Source organism: Brevibacterium moorei (assembly GCF_024580735.1).
GTDB lineage: Bacteria > Actinomycetota > Actinomycetes > Actinomycetales > Brevibacteriaceae > Brevibacterium > Brevibacterium moorei.
On record NZ_JANIJX010000016.1, the window covers coordinates 14,879 to 32,897 of the forward strand.

An 18,019-nucleotide genomic window follows, 5' to 3' on the forward strand; every position below is an offset into this window, starting at 1 on the left:
ATGGTCACCGATTTCTTCGCCACCACGGTCGACGACTGGGACGATCCCTCGGGAAAGCTGCACGCCTACCTGGTGCCGGATTCCGCGACCCGGGACCGTCTGTGCCCTGCCCTGGACCGGCTTGCCGATCTGCCCTTCCTGGCGCCGCAGCCACTGGATGCGCTGCACGCGACCGTCCAGCGGTTCGGGTTCTCGGCCGATGAGTTGGGCGCCGCCGGCCTGGCGGCCCTGGAACGCACTGCGGGCGAGGCTGCCGCAGGCCTTGCGCCGGTGACGCTGGAGTTCGCCGGTCCTACCGTGACCCAGGACTCGGTCCTGGTGCCGGCCGGCCCCGACACCGTGTGGGAGGCCCTGGTGGCCTCCGTGCGCGCAGCGGCGGGCGAGGCCCTGGGCCGGGAAGCAACGCACTACGCACCTCCGTGGGGCCCGCATCTGACGCTGGCCTATGCGACCGCCACCGGGGACGATGCGCAGATCACCGGCAGGCTGGAGCGGGACCCCGCGGTGACCTCGGCGCTGGGCACCGTGACCTTTTCGCATATCCACTGGTGTGCGGTCCACCAGAACCGGGCACAGGGCACGTATACCTTCGATACCCTGTTCGCCACGCCCCTTGGGTCGTAGCGCCGGTCCGAGGAGGACCGGCCGCCCGCCGGTTGGACGCGGGGGAGCACAATAGTCCTGTGCTGAAAATCAAACCCCTCCTCACAGCTGCCACCTCGTTCACGATGGCGGCAGCACTGGTGCTCAGTGGCCTCGGCGTCCCCGCCGCCCAGGCGAAGACCCACTACTGCACCGGGATCGAAAAGGACAAGAAGGTCACGGCTAAGAAGGTCATCGAGGTCCGCCACCAGAAGAAGTCGGGCAAGAAGTCCAAGCGGGACGACTCCCTGGTCTACCTGTGCCACAAGTCGGGCAAGCGCTATATCCGGGACTACGGCGGCTGGCACGCCAACACCGGCTACGGCGGGATGAGCGCGAAGAAGGTCGAGGGAGACGGCAAGACCCCCATCGGCGTGTTCACCATGGGCAATGCCTTCGGCGTGAATAAGCGTCCCGGCCAGTGGAAGAAGGGCGCGAAGAAATACACGAAGGTCACCAAGGATTATGTGTGGGTCGACGGCCGGGGCAAACGCAAGGGCTACAACACGATGCAGCGCAAATCCAAGGGCTATAAGGGCGAATCCCTCTATGTGAAGCCGGCCTATCGGTATGCCCAGGTCATCGGATACAACCCGAAGAACACGAAGAACAAGGGCTCGGGCATCTTCCTGCACGTCCACACCGGTTCCGGTACGACCGCCGGCTGTGTGTCCATCAGCAAGGCCAGGGTGCTCACGACCTACAAGTGGCAGGGCAAGGACAGGACCCAGATCAAGATCCACTGAACAAGGATCCACTGAATATGACGCCGGGCCATGGGCACCAGATCGTCGCAGATTAAACTAGCTGACCGTGTGACCAGGTAATGCACTCGAGCGGCGAGAGGATTCGACAGCATGGCGGACAGGGAAGCCCGGACCCCACAGGGGACGGGCGCCGCGAGCGCGGCGGCCACTGATCGGGGAGCGCCGAAGCTCGGCGCCAGGATGATCACCGGAGGCCTCATCGGCACCGTGGTCGAATGGTACGACTGGTTCTGTTATGGACTCCTGGTCAGTGTCTTCGCCCCTTTGATCTTCCCCTCCGACAGCGCGATCGCGTCGATTCTGCAGGCCTTCGCCGTCTATGCGGTGGGCTTCCTGATCCGGCCCCTGGGCGCGCTCATCCTGTCCCCGCTGGGCGATAAACTGGGCCGCCGTTGGCTCATGGCCTGGTCCATCGTGACGATGGGCATCGCCTCGCTCATCATCGCGGTACTGCCGACCTTCGACGCGGTCGGCCTGTGGTCCCCGGTCATCCTGCTGGTGGCCAGGCTGCTGCAGGGCCTGTCCGCGGCGGGGGAATTCCAATCCGGCTCCAGCTATCTGCTGGAGAACGCCCCGCGGGGCAAGCGCGGGATGCTCTCGGGCCTGTTCAACGCGGCGGCCGGTGTCGCGATCCTGTTGGCGACCGTTTCGGCCAATCTGGTCACCAGCCTGATTTCGGACCCCGCTCTTTCGGCCTGGGGCTGGCGCCTGCCTTTCGTACTGGGTGCGGTCCTGTCGGCATTCGGCCTGTGGGTGCGCTTCGGCGTACCGGAATCGCATGCGTTCACGGAGATCGCCGAGGAGCAGAAGGTCGCTCCGACCCCGATGCGCACGGTGGTGCGCACGTACCCGATGCGGCTGCTGCAGATCGCGGCGGCCCAGTTCGTGTGCGTGCCCTACTACCTGTGGTCCACGTTCATCCCGACCTATGCGAATCTGGTCAGCGGGATCCCCCTGTCCAAGGCCCTGATGGGCAATTCGCTGGGCCTGGTGCTCTACCTCATCGCCCTGCCCACTGCGGGCCGGCTGGCCGATCGATACGGGCGCAAGCCGTTGCTGTTCATCGGCTCGATCGGCCTGGTCATCATGGTCTACCCGTGCTTCCTGCTGTTGCACAATCCGTCGTTCGGCGCCTATCTGGCGGCGAACATCATCGGTTGGCTGCTGCTGTCCACGATCGAGGCCCTGACGCCGGCGATCGGCGTCGAACTGCTGCCCCCGCGGGTCCGCGTGTCGGGGATCGGCTTCTCCTATCAGCTGGTCACCGCGGTGTTGGGCGGCACCGCACCGCTGCTGGCCTCCTGGTTCATCTCGATCGGTCATCCGACGTTCATCGCCGGCTACGTCGTCCTCATCATGGCCGTCACCGCGCTGATCTTCCTGACCATGCCGGAGACCAAGGACGCGGTGGTCGACCACGATCCGGATGCTGTGCCCGAGGCCGCAGCAGACAAGGAGCACCCCGTTGACTGAGGACACTCCGGTTTCCACCCCGGCTTCCCCTGTGGCTCCCGCACCGGTATCCGCGAAACGGATCCGCGTGGGCATCGACGTGGGCGGCACGTTCACCGACTTCGTCGCCGTCGTGGACGATCCCGTGGCGGCCCCGGCGACGTCCACCGCCGCCCTGGCCGCTGGGCCGGACGTCCCCGCATCCCAGCGGATTCAGGTCAAGGAGCCGAGCACACCCGACGATCCCTCCCTGGCGGTGATCCGGGGACTGACGCGGCTGTTGGAACAGCTGGATGCGCGTCCTGCGGACATCGTGAGCATCGTCCACGGCACGACCATCGGACTCAACGCGGTGATCCAGCGCAAGGGCGCCCGCGTGGGCCTGGTGGTCAGCTCGGGCCACCGTGACATCCTCGAACTGGGACGCCGTCTGCCCAAGGAATACGATCTGCGCCAGCCCCGTCTGCATCCGCTGGTGCCACGGAACAACGTCTTCGAAATCGAGGCACGGCAGGACGCAGCCGGCCGGATCACGGCTGAACCCACAGATGAGGAATTGGTTCGGGTCGCCCAGGCGATCAGGGCCCGCGACCTGTCGGCCGTGGCGATCGTCGTGCTGGGCAGCTATCGCGCCCCGGAGTTCGAAGCGCGCATCGCCGAACGCCTGGCCGAACTCCTCCCGGACACCCCGATCAGCACCTCGGCGGGCGTGTGGCCGGAGATCCGCGAATACAACCGGGCCTCGGCCACTGCGCTGAACATGTACATCACCCCGCTGATGCGCGGCTACCTGGACGAACTCCAGCGCCGCCTGGCGCGGCTGGGCACCACCGCCCCGCTGTACATCACGGCGAACAACGGGGGAGCGATCGGGGTGTCCACCGCGCGCAGCCGCCCCGTGGACACGGTGCTGTCCGGACCGGCCTCCGGCGTGGCCGCGAGCCTGCACCTGGCGGAGGACAACGGCATCGCCCAGATGGTGTCCTTCGATATGGGCGGGACCAGCAGCGATATCGCCGTGGGAGTCGGCGGTGCCGCTGAGGTCACGACCCGCAGCGAGGTCGGCGGTGTCCCGCTCATCCTGCCGGTCATCGCCGTGAGCGCGATTGGCGCCGGCGGCGGTTCGATCGCCGGAGTCGACGCATCCGGAGGCCTGCACGTGGGTCCCGAGTCCGCCGGAGCCGTGCCGGGGCCCGCCGCATACGGACTGGGCAATCGGGAGCCGACGATCACCGACGCGTACCTGGCCTCGGGCATCCTGGCCGCGGATAAACCGCTGGGCGGGCGCCAGACGCTGGATCCGGAGCTGTCGCGGGCGGCCCTGGAACGGCTGGCACCGGCGCTGGGGCACACCGGCCCGCGGGCGGCCGAGGCCGCGGCCGCCGACGTCGTGGCCGTCGCCTCGGCGGATATGGCGGCCGGCCTGCAGAAGGTCCTGGCCCGCGGCGGCTACGAGGCCGCAGAATTCACCCTCGTCCCCTACGGCGGCGCGGGGCCGACCCATGCCGCACTATTGGCCGAGGAGGTCGGGATCGGGACCGTGATCGTCCCACTGACCGCCGGCACCTACTGCGCCCTGGGCGCGGTGGAATCCGAGCTGCGGCGCGACTACCTGCGTGGGATCGCGGCGCCGCTGACCGAGGAGTCGGTCCGGCGCGCAGACGACCTCCTCGCCGAACTCGACGCCGAGGGCCTGCACTGGGTCGCATCCGAATCCAGTTCCGCGGCAGAACGCGCCCGCGTGCTGCTGCGCCTGGAGATGCGCTATGCGGGCCAGGCTTTCAGCCTGGAACTGCCCGTCACGGCGTCCGATCTGCCCCTGGACGTCGCGGCCCTGACCGAGGAGTTCCACAGGCTGCACGAACAGGAGTTCGGGCACCGCGATCTGCACGCTCCCATCCACATCATCGCGGCCAAGGCCACGGCCACCGGCGGGGCGCCGGAGCGCAGTCATCCGGAACCCGCCCGTGCTGCGGCGCCGGCAGTGCGCCCCACCCGCCGGATCGTGCTCGGCGGGGTGGCCCACGAGGCCTCCGTGCTGACCGCGGCGGACCTCGGCGCGGGCCTGCACGTGACCGGCCCCGCGGTATTCGACCTGCCGAATACGACGGTCCTGGTCCCGCCGGGCTGGCGGGCGGGGCTCGGCCTGGGATCGACGCTGCGCCTGGATCGGGAGGAACGATGACGAAGGAGATGGAGACATTGACCGACGAGCCGCTGAACCCCGTCGTCCTCTCCGCTATCGCGGCCCGTCTGCCGGCGATCGCGGTGGAGATGGGCTTCACCCTCAAACGCACCAGCCGCTCCCTCTACGTCAAGGACGGCGAGGACTTCTGCGCCGCCGTGGTCGGGGTGGACGGCCTGGTGCTCGGCGCGCCGGACACCGTCGGATCCACCCTGTTGACCCTGGTGGACGTGACGGCGGCCATCGAGGCGGTGGGCGGCCTGGGGCCCGGTGATGTGCTCATCACGAACGACTCCTTCACCTCCGGTGCGCTCTCCAGTCATTTGGCGGACATCCACGTGGTCCAGCCGTACTACTGCGAGGACACCCTGGTGGGCTACGGCTGGGCGTTCATCCACTCCTCCGATGTGGGTGGCCGGGTGCCCAGCAGCATTTCCCCGCTGAACACGGATGTGTTCCAGGAGGGTCTGCAGATCCCGCCGGTGAAGTTCGTCAAGAACGGTGAGATCGACCCGGAGATCGAACGGATTATGCGGCAGAACTCCCGCACCCCGGACGCCAACTCATCGGATATCCGCGCGATGCTCGCGGCCCTGCGCCACGGGCAGCAGGCGGTGGCCGGGCTGGTCGACAAGTACGGCCTCGGCGCTTATCTGGCCGCGGGCGGGCAGATCCTGCAGCGCAGCGCCGAGAAGTCCCGCGCGCTGGCCCGGAAACTGCCCGCCGGACCGTTCGAGTTCAGCGACTTCCTCGACGACGACGGGCTGACACCCTACCCCGTGCGGTTCAAGGTGCGGGTGGGCGTGCGCGCGGACGGGGACTTCGATATCGACTTCACGGGCACCGACCCGCAGGTCGCCTCGGCCTTCAACATCGCCACGGCCGGCCGGTCGAATCCGATGACCACCGGGCGGATCCGCTCGACCCTGTCGACCCTGGATCCGGACTTCCCCACCGATGGCGGCCAGCTGCGGGCCCTGCACGTCACCGAGCCCGTCGGCACGGTGGTCCACGCCCAACGCCCCGCCGCGGTGGGTGCCAGGCACGTCTCGGGGGTGCGCCTGTCCGATGTGCTGGGCGGGGCCCTGTTCCAGGCCGCGCCGGGGGTGCTGCCGGCCGCCGGCAGTGGCGTGGTGGTGCCCGTGGTGGTGGCCGAGCGCACCGCCGCGGGCTACGGTTCGCAGGTCGCCATGACCCTCTACGGGGGCTTCGGCGCGGCCGAGGGGCTGGACGGACACGATGGCCGCGACAACAGCTACAGCATCGTCCAGCCGTCCCCGGTCGAGGCGACCGAGGCCGCGCTGGACGTGGACGTGGTCCGTTACGGGTTGCGCTGCGATTCCGGCGGAGCCGGGCGGTACCGCGGCGGTGCCGGCCTGGAGTTCGTGCTGCGCATCAAGGCCGACCACACCCGGGTGCTGGCCCGCGGCCTCGACCGGTTCGTGTTCCGCCCCTGGGGTGTGTTGGGCGGTCGGCCCGGCCTGCCCATGGAGGTGCTGGTGGACGCCGGCACCCGGGAGGAACGGCGCCTGCAGAAGTTCGACTTCCTGGAACTTCGCGCCGGCCAGACCGTCACCTTCCGCACTCCCGGCGGAGGTGGCTACGGTTCCGCGCTGCAGCGGCCGATCGCCGATGTGGCCCACGATGTGGAGCTGGGGCTGGTCTCGGTGGCCGCGGCCAGGGCCGAATACGGTGTGGTTCTGGACGTGGACGGGGTGACCGGCCTGGTCACCGTCGACGAGGACACGACCGCGCAGTGCCGTGATGAGGCCGGTCGGGCGAATGCTGCAGCGCAACCGGCCGGGGCCCCGGCCGCGGATGAAGGTGCGGATGCGGATGAGCTGTTCGACTTCGGGCCCGAGCGCCGCGCCTGGGATACGGTGTTCCCGTCTGCCTGGTACGACGATTTCAACCGGAAGCTGATGGAGCTGCCCGTCGAACTCCGGCGGAGCGAACGCGCACGGGTGTTCGCCCGGGCACTGGCCGACCTGCCCGAGGGCTTCCCCCGCACTCCGGCCGAACCCGCGGCGCTGCAGGCCGCGGCCGCTGAGGCCAGGGCCGGCCTGGCGGAGCTACGGGAGGAGCGGTAGGCTACCGGCGGGCCCCTTGGCCGAGGCCGCTGAAAAGTCGTCGCGGCCGGCGCCGGGCAGCTCTCCGAAATCCTCCGTGAACTGTTCGGAGTCCATCGGAAACCACTCCTAATACAACAAGCTCACTTGTTGCGTCAGTGGCTTCGTGCGACCATGGTGAACGAATCACGGAACATATCGTCGATGCTGGAGGGATGCTCTCATGGATCTCAACATTCGCGGACGCGTGGCCCTGGTCACCGGGGCCGATTCGGGGATCGGACTGGCCACTGTGCGGGCGCTGTCGGAAGAGGGTGCCACCGTCGTCATGACCGACCGCGACCCCGAGAAGCTGCAGCGGAGCTTCGACGCGGTGGCCAGCGGCTCCACGGGAAAGGTGTATGCGCAAGCCGCCGACATCACTGTCGACGCGGACGTCGACCAACTGGCGGGCTGGGTGGCCGATACCGTCGGAGACCTCGACATCCTCGTGAATGTGGCGGGGATCCACGGGGCGGGCGGCCAGTTCCACGAAATCGACCAGAGCGGTTGGAATTCGACGATCGACACCGACCTGCTGGGCCCCGTGCGCATAACGCGCGCCTTCCTGCCGGGGCTGCGCCGGGGCGGCTGGGGCCGCCTGGTCTTCGTCTCATCCGAAGACGCGGTCCAGCCGTACGCCGACGAACTGCCCTACTGCGCGGCGAAGGCCGGCCTGCTGGCCCTGGCGAAGGGCCTGTCGAGGTCGTACGCGGCGGACGGCGTGCTGGTCAACACCGTGTCCCCGGCCTTCATCGCCACGCCGATGACCGACGAGATGATGCGCCGGCGCACGGACGAACTCGGCGTTTCCTTCGATCAGGCGATCGCGTCGTTCCTCGACGAGGAACGGCCGTTCATGGAGCTCGGCCGCCGGGGCCGGCCGGAAGAGGTCGCCACGGTCATCGCGTTCCTCTGTTCGGACGCGGTGAGCTTCGTCAACGGCTCCAACTACCGGGTGGATGCGGGATCGGTCGCGACGGTGTGACCGCGGCGCCACCGCAGCGGCCGGCCAAGGCCATTGCATGTCAAGAGCTTCGAGTGGGCGAACCGACGAGGATGGAGGCCATTGAAAATGCAGCACTACACCTACCTGATCGTGGGCGGGGGCATGGCAGCGGACGCCGCTGCACGTGGGATCCGCGAGCACGACACCACCGGAACGATCGCCATCATCGGCGCCGACGCCGATGAACCGTATACGCGCCCGGCCCTGAGCAAGAAACTGTGGACGGATCCGGGTTTCAGCCGGGAGGACAACTTTCTGAACACCGCGGCCGACACGGGTGCCGAGGTCCATACGGGGACCTCGGCGACCGAGATCGACCCGGCGGCGGGAACCGTCACGACGAGTGCCGGGACCCTCGCATTCGACAGACTCCTCCTGGCCACCGGTGGCGAACCCCGGACGATCGACCTGGAGCCGGGGGAGCGGGTCATCTACTTCCGCACCTTCGCCGACTACCGCCGTCTGCGCGGTCTGGCCGGAGGGCACCGACGGATCGCCGTCGTCGGCGGCGGCTTCATCGGCACCGAACTGGCCGCGGCCCTGGTCCAGAACGATACGGAGACCACTCTGTTCTTCGACGGCGGCACGCTGGAGGAGGAGGTCTTCCCACCCCGTTTGGCCACGCACTTCCACGACATGTACGCACAGCACGGCGTCGAATTGGTCGGCGGCACCACCATCACCGGGGGCCACAGTGAGGGCGACACCGTTGTGCTCGCGGACCAGGACGGGCACACCCGAACGTTCGACGCGGTGGTCGTCGGCCTGGGGATCGACCCCGCGACCGGGCCGGCGGCGGCGGCCGGCATCTACGTCGACGATGGGATCGTCGTCGACGAACACCTGCGGACTTCACATCCGAACGTCTACGCCGCAGGAGACGTGGCCCGCTACCCCGACAGGATCCTGGGCCGGCAACGCGTGGAACACGTCGACAACGCCAAACAGATGGGTGCTGCGGCTGGCCGGATCATGGCCGGCAGCACCGAGGAGTACACCCACACCCCCTACTTCTACTCGAACGTCTTCGAGTTCGGTTACCGGGCGCTGGGAACACTCGATTGCCGTCTGCAGACGGTCGAGGACTGGGCGGACCCCTGCGAGCGCGGCGTCGTCTACTATCTGGACGACGCCCGCCAGGTCCGCGGCGTCCTGCTCGTGAGTCTGGACGGCGGCCTCGACGAGGCGCGGGAGGTGCTGTCCGAGCCCGGGGCGGTGGAGCCGGCGGAGCTGGTCGGCAGGATCCCCGCCGGACGGTTCTAGGATTCGTCCTCCTCCACATGCATCCTCTGGCGCCGCCCGTGGGTGAACTGCCGGAGGTCGGTGCCCGAATCGAAGCTCGATCCCAGGGCCCCGGCCACCAGCCCCATGGCAGAGGCAAATACGGTCAGCCGCAGGTAGTTCGTGAAGTCCACGCGATACCCGACGGTCCGACTCATGAGTTCGGGGTCGATCACCAGCAGGGCGCACACGAGGATGATGACCGCCAGGATGAGGTAGATGCTGAGCATCCCGAGTAGGAGAGTCGCCAGTGTCGAGGCGTTGTAGTAGAGGACGATCGAGCTGAAGGCCTCGCTGCGCGGCCTGTCCCATAACCGGTTCTGGACCATCAACCAGCCGGCCAGGATCAGGACTGCGCCCAGGACGATGATGGTCAGGCGAGTAGGGGACAGAATGGCCGACATCTGCCAGATCGAGTTGTAGAAGATACCGAAGGCCCCCGTCGCCGCGGCCGCGGCCAGGGCGCTCGAAAGGCGGGGCACGGTGCGCCACGGCTCATTCGAGCGGATCATCCCGGCCACCAGCGCGGCCGGTCCTCTGAACCGCGGGGCGAAGATCGTGTACACGCTACGGTCCTCGTCGATCTGCTCGCGCCGAATCCTGCGGTTGGGCCGCGCCCCGGGCGCAAGGCCCTCGCCGCGCAGGATCCGCACGCATTCGGTTATCGTGTCGACGCAGCGGCGTCGCGTGGCCCACGGGCCGAGCGCCGAATAGGATACGACCGCCACCCGATCGGCGGGGAAGACCTCCGCGACGATCGGGCGCCTCTTGCGGAGCCGCGGCATCTCGGTGAGCACGATGCAGGCGTCGGCGTCGAAATTCTCCCGGGAGATCCGCGTGATCCCGGATATCTTGAGCTGTTGATCGACTGTCAGCGGAACCAGCTGCACGCGGGTCGCGATTTCCGTGGGTGCGCCGGTGATCGACCGTAGTCGCCGATCCAAACGGTTCCGCAGCCGTTCGCCATTGCGCGCCGGCACCCCGGGGTCGGTCAGGAGCAGTATCCTCATGGTCTCCCCCGGCGGCGGTTCAGTCGCCGACGGACCTGCGGCCCGTGATGGCGCCCCAGATGACCAGCACGATCAGGGAGCCGCCGATCGCGCAGAGCCAGGTGGACAGGGAGAAGAACGAATCCATGGCGACGTTGAAGATGAGGCCACCCAGCCAACCTCCCAGCAGAGCGCCGATGACGCCGAGCACGAGCGTTGCGAGCCAGCCGCCGCCCTGCCTGCCGGGCAGAATGAGCCTGGCGACGGCTCCGGCTATCAGACCGAGGACGAGATATGCGATGAAACCCATGGCCAACTCCTATCGATCGGACGTGGAAGGGGTGTTCCGGAAGGGAGATTCCGGCCCGCCCCGCGGTACGCGGTATGTGGGAGTCTACCAGCGGCGCCCCACGATAACAAGAAGAGCAAGGTGGCTTGTGTCTGCCGGGTGTTGTGCGTACTGTGATTGTCCCGAGCTGAAACATCCCGTCCGACCGGTGTACGGCTCGGGCCGGAACCTTTCGGTCGGTCATCCAGATCAGTCAGGAGGCGTCATATCATGTCGGACATCCAGGACCAGCTGTATTTCCAGAACCCCGTTGATCGCTACCCCAGGATTCATCCACCCCGGCAGCGCCAGCCGGAGCCCGGGCTCGAACAACAGCTCACACCGGAGACCGATCGGGGCCGCGACACGTATCGCGGGACGGGCCGTCTGGAGGGGAGGAAGGCCCTCATCACGGGCGCGGACTCGGGGATCGGCGCAGCCGTGGCCATCGCCTTCGCCCGGGAGGGCGCCAATGTGGCCCTGTCCTACCTTCCCGAAGAAGCACCCGATGCGGACGAGGTGAAGTCCATCATCGAGGACACCGGACGCCGTGTCTTCCAGTTCCCCGGTGATCTGACCGATCCGGACTACTGCCATCGGATCGTGGACTCCGCGCGGGAGGCCCTGGGCGGTCTGGACTCACTGGTGAACAACGCCGGGCGGCAGATCGCCGTCGAAGACATCGAAGAGTTGGGCGACGAACAGTGGGAGACCACGTTCGCGACAAACATCGGCGGGATCTTCCGCGTCTCGAAGGCGGCGATCCCCCACCTGCCACCCGGGTCGACGATCGTGAACACGACCTCCATCCAGGCATACAACCCGTCGGCGCATTTGCTGGACTACGCGGCGACCAAGGCCGCCATCAACAACTTCACCAAAGGCCTGTCCCAGCAGATCATCGCGCACGGAATACGTGTCAACGCCGTGGCGCCGGGACCCATCTGGACCCCGCTGCAGGTCTCGGACGGCCAGCCGCAGGAGGCCCTGCCCGAGTTCGGCACCAATACGCCGATCGGTCGGGCCGGCCAGCCGACCGAACTGGCACCCGCCTACGTGTTCCTCACATCCAGCGAGTCGAGCTATGTCGTGGGCTCCACGATTCACGTCAACGGGGGCCAGCCCTCTCCCTGACGCTCCCCGACCGGTCACGGACGCGGCACCGGGCCCGGCCCGGAAGTCGACGAAGAGGAGCGAACATGGCGCAGGCACCACTGGATACGATCACGACGAACATCCCCGCACGGTTGGACAGACTGCCGTGGGCGCGTTGGCATTGGAGAGTCCTCATCGGCCTGGGCACGGTGTGGATCCTCGACGGCCTCGAGGTGACGATCGTCGGCAACATCACCACCCGGCTTTCGGAGTCCGGCAGCGGCATCGACATCACGGATGCCCAGGCGTCGGGCACTGCCGCGGCGCTCTACGTCCTGGGCGCCTGTGTGGGAGCCTTGGCCTTCGGCTACCTGACCGACCGGTGGGGTCGTAAACGGCTCTTCATGATCACCCTGGGCCTCTATCTCCTGGCCACGGCCCTGACGGGTCTGTCGACAGAGGCGTGGATGTTCTATCTGTTCCGGTTCCTCACCGGCGCGGGAATCGGCGGCGAGTACTCCGCGATCAACTCGGCCGTGGACGAACTGATTCCCGCCCGCTATCGGGGCCGCATCGACATCATCATCAACGGCACCTACTGGCTGGGCGCGGTGGGCGGCGCACTGCTGTCCATTGTGGCCCTGGACACCAGCCTGCTTCCCATCGATCTGGGCTGGCGCGTCACCTTCGGGATCGGCGTCGTCCTGGGCCTGGTCATCCTGCTGGTGCGCAGGCACGTGCCGGAGAGCCCACGCTGGATGTTCATCCACGGTCACGCCGCCGCGGCGGAGGAGCTGGCGGGGCGGATCGAGGACCGGGTCAGGCGGGAAACGGGGCGGGACCTGGCGGAGCCGGACGGTGAGATCACCATCCACCAGCGCCGCTCGATCGGCTTTGGCGAAATCGCCCGGACCATGGTCAGGGCATATCCGAAACGTTCCATCCTGGGGTTCTCGCTGTTCATCGGCCAGGCCTTCCTGTACAACGCGATCACCTTCGGATACGCGACCATCCTGGCGACGTTCTTCAACGTCCCCTCCGGCCGGACCGGTTACTTCTACGCGACCCTGGCCGCGGGCAACTTCATCGGTCCGCTGCTCCTGTCGCCGCTGTTCGATCTGTGGGGCCGTCGGCCCATGGTCTCGGGAACCTACCTGCTGTCCGGGGCCCTCCTATTCGCAACGGCTCTCCTCTTCAACGCGGGTGTGCTGACGGCCGTCACGCTCACCCTGTGCTGGTGCGTGGCGCTGTTCTTCGCCTCGGCGGGCACGAGTTCCGCCTACCTGACGGTCTCCGAGGTCTTCCCGATGGAGGTCAGGGCGATGGCGATCGCATTCTTCTACGCCATCGGCACCGCTGCCGGCGGGATCAGCGGCCCGCTGTTCTTCGCCAAGATGGTGGGGACCGGCAATCCGCTCGACACGTCGATCGCCTTCGCCGTGGGCGCGGTCCTCATGATGGCCGCCGGCACCGTGGCGGTGTTCCTCGGCGTCGATGCGGAGAGGAAGTCCCTGGAGGACGTGGCCTCTCCACTATCGCAGCGTGACTGACGACTCTGCGGCCTGCTGTTGATCGTCAAGCGGCCGTTGTGCGCGAATCCTGCGACCGCGGACGTAGCCGACCAGGGCCAGCAGGACGAGGAAGGCCAGGGTGCCCAGTGTCAGCGCTTCGAACGGACCCCGCTCCACACCCCATTCCTCGACGAAATCATAGGAGATTCCGAAGGCCGCCTCCAGAGTTCCGGGGAACACGGCCACCCAGGCTCCCAACAGGACCCAGAAGAAGCTGATCGAGCCCAGGACGACGAAGACCCCATTGCCCCCGGGGACCCGGAACGGCCGTTCCTCATGGGGATGGGCCAGGCGCAGTTTGATCGCGGCGGGGATGATGAGCAGGTAGCTCAGCAGGAACGTCGAGATAGAGATGGAGAGCACGACGGAGAACAGGTAGCCGAGGTACCGGTCAGCTGCATGGCCGCGATGAGGAACGCCGTGGCCACGACGCCAGACAGGATGTTGACGCGCACGGGGGTGCCAAGGGTGCGGTGGAACTTGCCGAAGAATCCGCCGAAGAACGATCCGTCGGCGGCGGTCAGCGCGTGCATCCGGTCCGAGATGATCATCCAGGACGACCCCTGGGATGCCAGGATGACGATGAAGCACGCCGCCGCGATGGTCGTCATGGGCCCTGCGGCCGGTCCGTAGACGGAGAACACGGACTGCACGGCGTCCATCAGGCCACCGATGCCGGTGATCTCCTGCGAGGGCATGACCAACAGGATCGCCAGGATCGGGAGCAGATAGCACAGTGCGGAGACGAGTCCGGACTGGGCGATCGAAGCCGGAATATCCTTTTTGGGGTTCTTCATCTCATCGGATGCGCTATTGACCGCCTCGAATCCCAGGTATGAGAACAGGAGGAGCGGCACCAGGCCGAGGAATCCTGTCATGGTGGGGGAGAAGTCGGAGAGGTGGATCGGTTCGATTCCGTTCTCCATTGCGAAGAGGATGGTCGTGATGAGGAATACGCCGATGAACACGATTTTGAGAATGGCCCCGAGAGTGGGAATCCATTTGGCTTTGGCCAGCGATAGGATGGCGGCCACGACTGTGATCCAGATGAATATCAATTTGACGATGTAATCGCCTATGGAACCGGCCGGAAGCGGGGAGATGAAATGGTCCCACGTCTCCGTTGCGAGGAAGGCCATGGACCCGCCGACCCACACCGGCTGGGTGATCCACGAGAGGATGGATGCCAGGGCCGCGGCGGGCCGGCCGAAGGCGCGGCGGACCCAGATATAGGCGCCGCCCTCGCTCAGGAAGGTGCTACCGGTTTCGGCGAAGACCAGGGCGTAGGGGACGAGGAAGAGTATGGCCAGCGCCAGGGTCCAGGTGAAGGTCTCGGCGCCGAAGCCGGCGGTTTCGGCCAGGACCTCGATGCTGAGCACTGCGGACATGACGAGGAAGATGATGTCGAAACGCCCCAGGGTCTTCTTCAGATGTCCGGTCTCCTGTTGGGCCATGACCGTTGAATCGTTTTTCTGCATCGTGACGTCCTCCAATATGCGTGAGAAAATGGGGGTGGTCGCATTCGTGAAAATCGCGGGGGTTGTTTTCTATGCGTCGTTCACACTGTAATGCCCATCACAAAAACGAGCCAATAGGGAAATGCGGACGGCGCGATCTGGAAATTCGATTGGCTGACGGGCCTGCCAGGCTCCGATTCCGGTTCAGGCGCCCTCCGCCCGATTCGTCCGGGCGTCGCCCAGAATGGATTTCACGGTCTGTGCCACCGCCTGCACCCTGGCGGATGCGGGCGTGCCTGCCAGGGACATCATGACGACCTCCAGGCTGGGCACCGGGTCGGTGATCCGCAGGATCCGGGTGCGGAAGCCCGAGTACGTCATGTCGTCGGCGGGCCGCTGGTTCAGTATCGAGTAGCCCAGCCCCTCGCCGACCATCGACCTGACGGTCTCATAGCTGCGGGTGCGATAGCGCAGCCGGGGCGTCACCCCCGCCTGGACGAACATGTTGAGGAAGTAGTCCCGGCTGCCGGGCAGGTCCAGCAGGATCAGTCCGTCGTCCTCGAATTCGGCCAGGCCGACCGACGTTCTGTCGGCCAGTCGGTGCTCCTGGCCGACCAGGACGTGTGGTTCGATCCGCCCCAGGGACTCGGCGGCGATCCCGTCGATCGCGGCGAACCGGTAGTTGACCGCGATCTCCGCACGGCCGCTGCGCAGTGCCGCGATGTTCTCATCGTGGTCTCCTTCGGTGACCTCGACCGTGAGTTCGGGGTGCTGTGTTTCGAGGAGCCGGAGCAGCCGGGGCAGCAGGAACGGCGCCACGGTGCTGAAGCACGCCAGCCGCACGGTTCCGCGCACCTGCCCCTGGCTGTCCTGGATCGAGGTGATCGACGAGGACAGCAGCCCGAACACCTCATTGGTGCTGCGCAGCAGGGATTCCCCCTCGGGTGTGAGGATGAGCCCCTTGGCGTGCTGGCGGACGAACAGCTGGGCGCCGACGGTCCGTTCGACATGGCCGATCGCCGCGGACACCGCCGACTGCGCCACGTGCAGCTCCTGGCTGGCCGCGGTCATGTTCAGGTGTTTGGCGCACGCGGAGAAGTACGTCAATTGGTTCAGCGTGATGTTGAAACGATCGGCCATGGTCGTTGAATATAGCGGCTATTCGGGCAGGTAGTCCGCGTACTTGCGCTGGATCTGGATCTGGTCGGCTACGTACTTCGCATCGTGCCATCCGCCCCAGATGAAGCTCGATCCGCGCCGTGACAGCCAGGGCAGTCCGACGAACTAGACGCCCGGTTCACATGACACGCCGCGCTGGTGGCGTGGCCTGCCCTGGTCGTCGAAGGCGTCGACCTGCAGCCAGCTGTAGTCCGTGCGGAAACCGGTCGCCCACAGAACGGTGGTGATCCCGGCGGCTGCCAGGTCGAGTTCGGAGATCGGATCGACCAGGCATGCGGGATCGGGTGGGAAGACCCTGGTGGTGGGTTCCTCCGGCAGATCGAGGCCGTTGCGGGCGATATGGGCATCCGCCTCGTCCAGCAGTGCCAGGTAGTTCTCATCGCCCTTGCCGATGTTGGTGGCCAGGTCCGGTGCGAAGTGCATGACGCCATCGGAGAAGGGCCCGGCCCGACCGGCCAGCTGGATCCCGGAGGCGGCCAGTTCGCGGAAGTCGACGGTGTGGCCGCCGTGGGCGCCGCTGACCGCGATGGTCACGTGATCGGCGCCGATCGGCGGCGTCTGCGCATCCCATTTGCCCAGGACGCCCAGCCACCAGACGAAGTCACGGCCGCGGTAGGACCGCGGCGGCCGGTCATGCGGTCCGACGGCCAGGTACACCTGCCGGCCCGCGCTCTGCAGCTCCGCGGCGATCTGCACCCCGGAAGAGCCCGCGCCCACGACGAGCACATTGCCGGCGGGGAGCATGTCGGGATTGCGGTAGGAGCTCGAGTGCAGCTGGTGCACGCCCGCGTCCTTGGGGACGACCTCGGGAATGGCCGGTTTCTGGAAGGGGCCGGTGGCCGCGACGATGTAGTCGGCCCCGATCGGCCCGGCCGAGGTCTCCGCGTGGAACCCACGGGCGCCATCGCGTTTGACGACGGAGCGGACCTCGACCCCAGTGCGCACGGGTGCGTCGATGAGGCGGGAGTATTCGACCATGTAGTCGGCGACCTGGTCCTTGCCCGCGAAACCATCCGGGTGGACGTCGGAGAACTCCAGGGTGGGGAAGCGGTCGTGCCAAGCGGGTCCGTTGGCCGCGAGCGAATCCCAGCGTTCGGTCCGCCAGCGCTCCGCGATCCGGTCGCGCTCGACGACGATGTGCTCGATCCCCTGCGCACTCAGGTGCTCACTCGTGGCCAGGCCCGTCTGGCCCGCTCCGACGACCAGGACCTCTGTCTGCTCTGCGGTCATCGTCTCCCCTTCCGCCTGTCTTAGTGTTGTCGGTCACCAGCCAACATCAGGGGAGCGTGGACGCGCCAATAGTCATTGGCGGTCGAATGCATCGGAAATCGAGATACAGACTCACCTCATGCATGTTTCCAAGTGAATGGGGAAGTGATCCGGCATGGGGAAGGGAGGATCGGAATATCAGATCCACATGCTCGGAATCGGATATTGTACAGATGTGTCGGGTGCCACAAAGATGGGTTGACATGACACCGCACAAAAGGATTCGCCCATTCAACACCCGTGACACCTACCCGGAACAGGACCTGGACAACGACCTGTGCCAAGCGGTCGTGGCCGGCGACACGGTCTACCTGCGCGGGCAGATCGGCCAGAACCTCGACACCCGCGAAAGTGTGGGCATCGGCGACGTCGAAGCACAGGCCGAACAGGCCATGGCGAACATCGCCCTGCTCCTGCAGGAGGCGGGCGGGCGCCTCGAACACATCGTGAAGGTCGTCGTCTACCTCACCGACATCCGGTACCGCGAACCCGTCTACACGGTGATGGGCCGCTGGCTGCAGGGCGTCTACCCGGTGTCGACGGGACTGGTCGTCCAAGCGCTGGCGCGCCCGGAATGGCTGGTGGAGATCGACGCGACCGCCGTGCTCGAACCAACGGTGCTGACAGCCCCCGCGTCCCAGGCAGTCCCCGAGGGGAGCGGTCGATGACCTTCTCGATCCTCGCCAG

At 67.0% G+C, this 18,019-nt stretch carries 16 protein-coding genes; 10 read left to right on the plus strand and 6 right to left on the minus strand.

The genetic code is table 11. The annotated features are described in order from the left end of the window. The 7 genes from NQ034_RS11065 to NQ034_RS11095 all read left to right on the plus strand — a co-directional run bounded on the left by NQ034_RS11065 (position 1) and on the right by NQ034_RS11095 (position 9,426). A complete protein-coding gene (locus NQ034_RS11065) occupies positions 1-624 on the plus strand; it encodes a 2'-5' RNA ligase family protein (RefSeq protein WP_257048896.1) in 624 nt (207 codons plus the stop codon). Between the two features lie 59 nt (positions 625-683). Beyond that, positions 684-1,388 carry a L,D-transpeptidase family protein gene (locus NQ034_RS11070; RefSeq protein WP_257048897.1) on the plus strand — a complete coding sequence of 235 codons (705 nt, stop codon included), beginning with the start codon at positions 684-686 and terminating at the stop codon, positions 1,386-1,388. A gap of 111 nt (positions 1,389-1,499) precedes the next feature. Continuing rightward, positions 1,500-2,882, plus strand: a complete 1,383-nt coding sequence (locus tag NQ034_RS11075; RefSeq protein WP_257048898.1) for an MFS transporter — start codon at positions 1,500-1,502, stop codon at positions 2,880-2,882. Next, the gene (locus tag NQ034_RS11080) at positions 2,875-5,046 is read left to right on the plus strand and encodes a hydantoinase/oxoprolinase family protein (protein ID WP_257048899.1); all 2,172 of its coding nucleotides are present in this window, start codon (positions 2,875-2,877) and stop codon (positions 5,044-5,046) included. Before NQ034_RS11075 ends, NQ034_RS11080 begins: the two co-directional genes overlap by 8 nt. Next, the gene (locus tag NQ034_RS11085; protein ID WP_257048900.1) at positions 5,043-7,136 is read left to right on the plus strand and encodes a hydantoinase B/oxoprolinase family protein; all 2,094 of its coding nucleotides are present in this window, start codon (positions 5,043-5,045) and stop codon (positions 7,134-7,136) included. The genes NQ034_RS11080 and NQ034_RS11085 overlap by 4 nt, the downstream gene beginning before the upstream one ends. 202 nt (positions 7,137-7,338) lie before the next feature. Continuing rightward, positions 7,339-8,142, plus strand: coding sequence for an SDR family NAD(P)-dependent oxidoreductase (locus tag NQ034_RS11090; RefSeq protein ID WP_257048901.1), 804 nt, complete (start codon positions 7,339-7,341; stop codon positions 8,140-8,142). A gap of 87 nt (positions 8,143-8,229) precedes the next feature. Then, positions 8,230-9,426 (plus strand): NAD(P)/FAD-dependent oxidoreductase, encoded by a 1,197-nt coding sequence (locus NQ034_RS11095; protein ID WP_257048965.1) that lies wholly within the window; start codon positions 8,230-8,232, stop codon positions 9,424-9,426. Here the strand turns inward: NQ034_RS11095 and NQ034_RS11100 are convergent. Next, positions 9,423-10,454: a hypothetical protein gene (locus NQ034_RS11100; protein ID WP_257048902.1), complete on the minus strand. Its 1,032-nt coding sequence runs from the start codon at positions 10,452-10,454 to the stop codon at positions 9,423-9,425. The two genes, NQ034_RS11095 and NQ034_RS11100, sit on opposite strands and share 4 nt — an antisense overlap. A 19-nt stretch (positions 10,455-10,473) precedes the next feature. Continuing rightward, entirely contained in the window at positions 10,474-10,743 is a 270-nt protein-coding gene (locus tag NQ034_RS11105) for a GlsB/YeaQ/YmgE family stress response membrane protein (protein ID WP_257048903.1), read from the minus strand. 249 nt (positions 10,744-10,992) lie between these two features. Here NQ034_RS11105 and NQ034_RS11110 point away from each other — a divergent pair, with 249 nt between their 5' ends. Then, positions 10,993-11,895 carry an SDR family oxidoreductase gene (locus NQ034_RS11110; RefSeq protein ID WP_257048904.1) on the plus strand — a complete coding sequence of 301 codons (903 nt, stop codon included), beginning with the start codon at positions 10,993-10,995 and terminating at the stop codon, positions 11,893-11,895. 65 nt (positions 11,896-11,960) lie between these two features. Next, positions 11,961-13,406, plus strand: a complete 1,446-nt coding sequence (locus NQ034_RS11115; RefSeq protein WP_257048905.1) for an MFS transporter — start codon at positions 11,961-11,963, stop codon at positions 13,404-13,406. Here NQ034_RS11115 and NQ034_RS11120 read toward each other — a convergent pair. The 4 genes from NQ034_RS11120 to NQ034_RS11135 form a co-directional block, all read right to left on the minus strand. Beyond that, positions 13,389-13,790, minus strand: a complete 402-nt coding sequence (locus NQ034_RS11120) for a hypothetical protein (protein WP_257048906.1) — start codon at positions 13,788-13,790, stop codon at positions 13,389-13,391. The genes NQ034_RS11115 and NQ034_RS11120 overlap by 18 nt on opposite strands. Further along, on the minus strand, positions 13,757-14,905 hold the full coding sequence (locus NQ034_RS11125; RefSeq protein ID WP_257048908.1) for an APC family permease: 1,149 nt from the start codon (positions 14,903-14,905) through the stop codon (positions 13,757-13,759). Before NQ034_RS11125 ends, NQ034_RS11120 begins: the two co-directional genes overlap by 34 nt. Before the next feature lie 183 nt (positions 14,906-15,088). Then, the gene (locus NQ034_RS11130; protein WP_257048909.1) at positions 15,089-16,024 is read right to left on the minus strand and encodes a LysR family transcriptional regulator; all 936 of its coding nucleotides are present in this window, start codon (positions 16,022-16,024) and stop codon (positions 15,089-15,091) included. A gap of 144 nt (positions 16,025-16,168) precedes the next feature. Beyond that, positions 16,169-17,293: a flavin-containing monooxygenase gene (locus tag NQ034_RS11135; RefSeq protein WP_257048910.1), complete on the minus strand. Its 1,125-nt coding sequence runs from the start codon at positions 17,291-17,293 to the stop codon at positions 16,169-16,171. Positions 17,294-17,535: 242 nt separating this feature from the next. Between NQ034_RS11135 and NQ034_RS11140 the strand changes: the two genes are divergently transcribed. Next, positions 17,536-18,000 (plus strand): RidA family protein, encoded by a 465-nt coding sequence (locus NQ034_RS11140; protein WP_257048911.1) that lies wholly within the window; start codon positions 17,536-17,538, stop codon positions 17,998-18,000. Positions 18,001-18,019 lie beyond the last annotated feature (19 nt).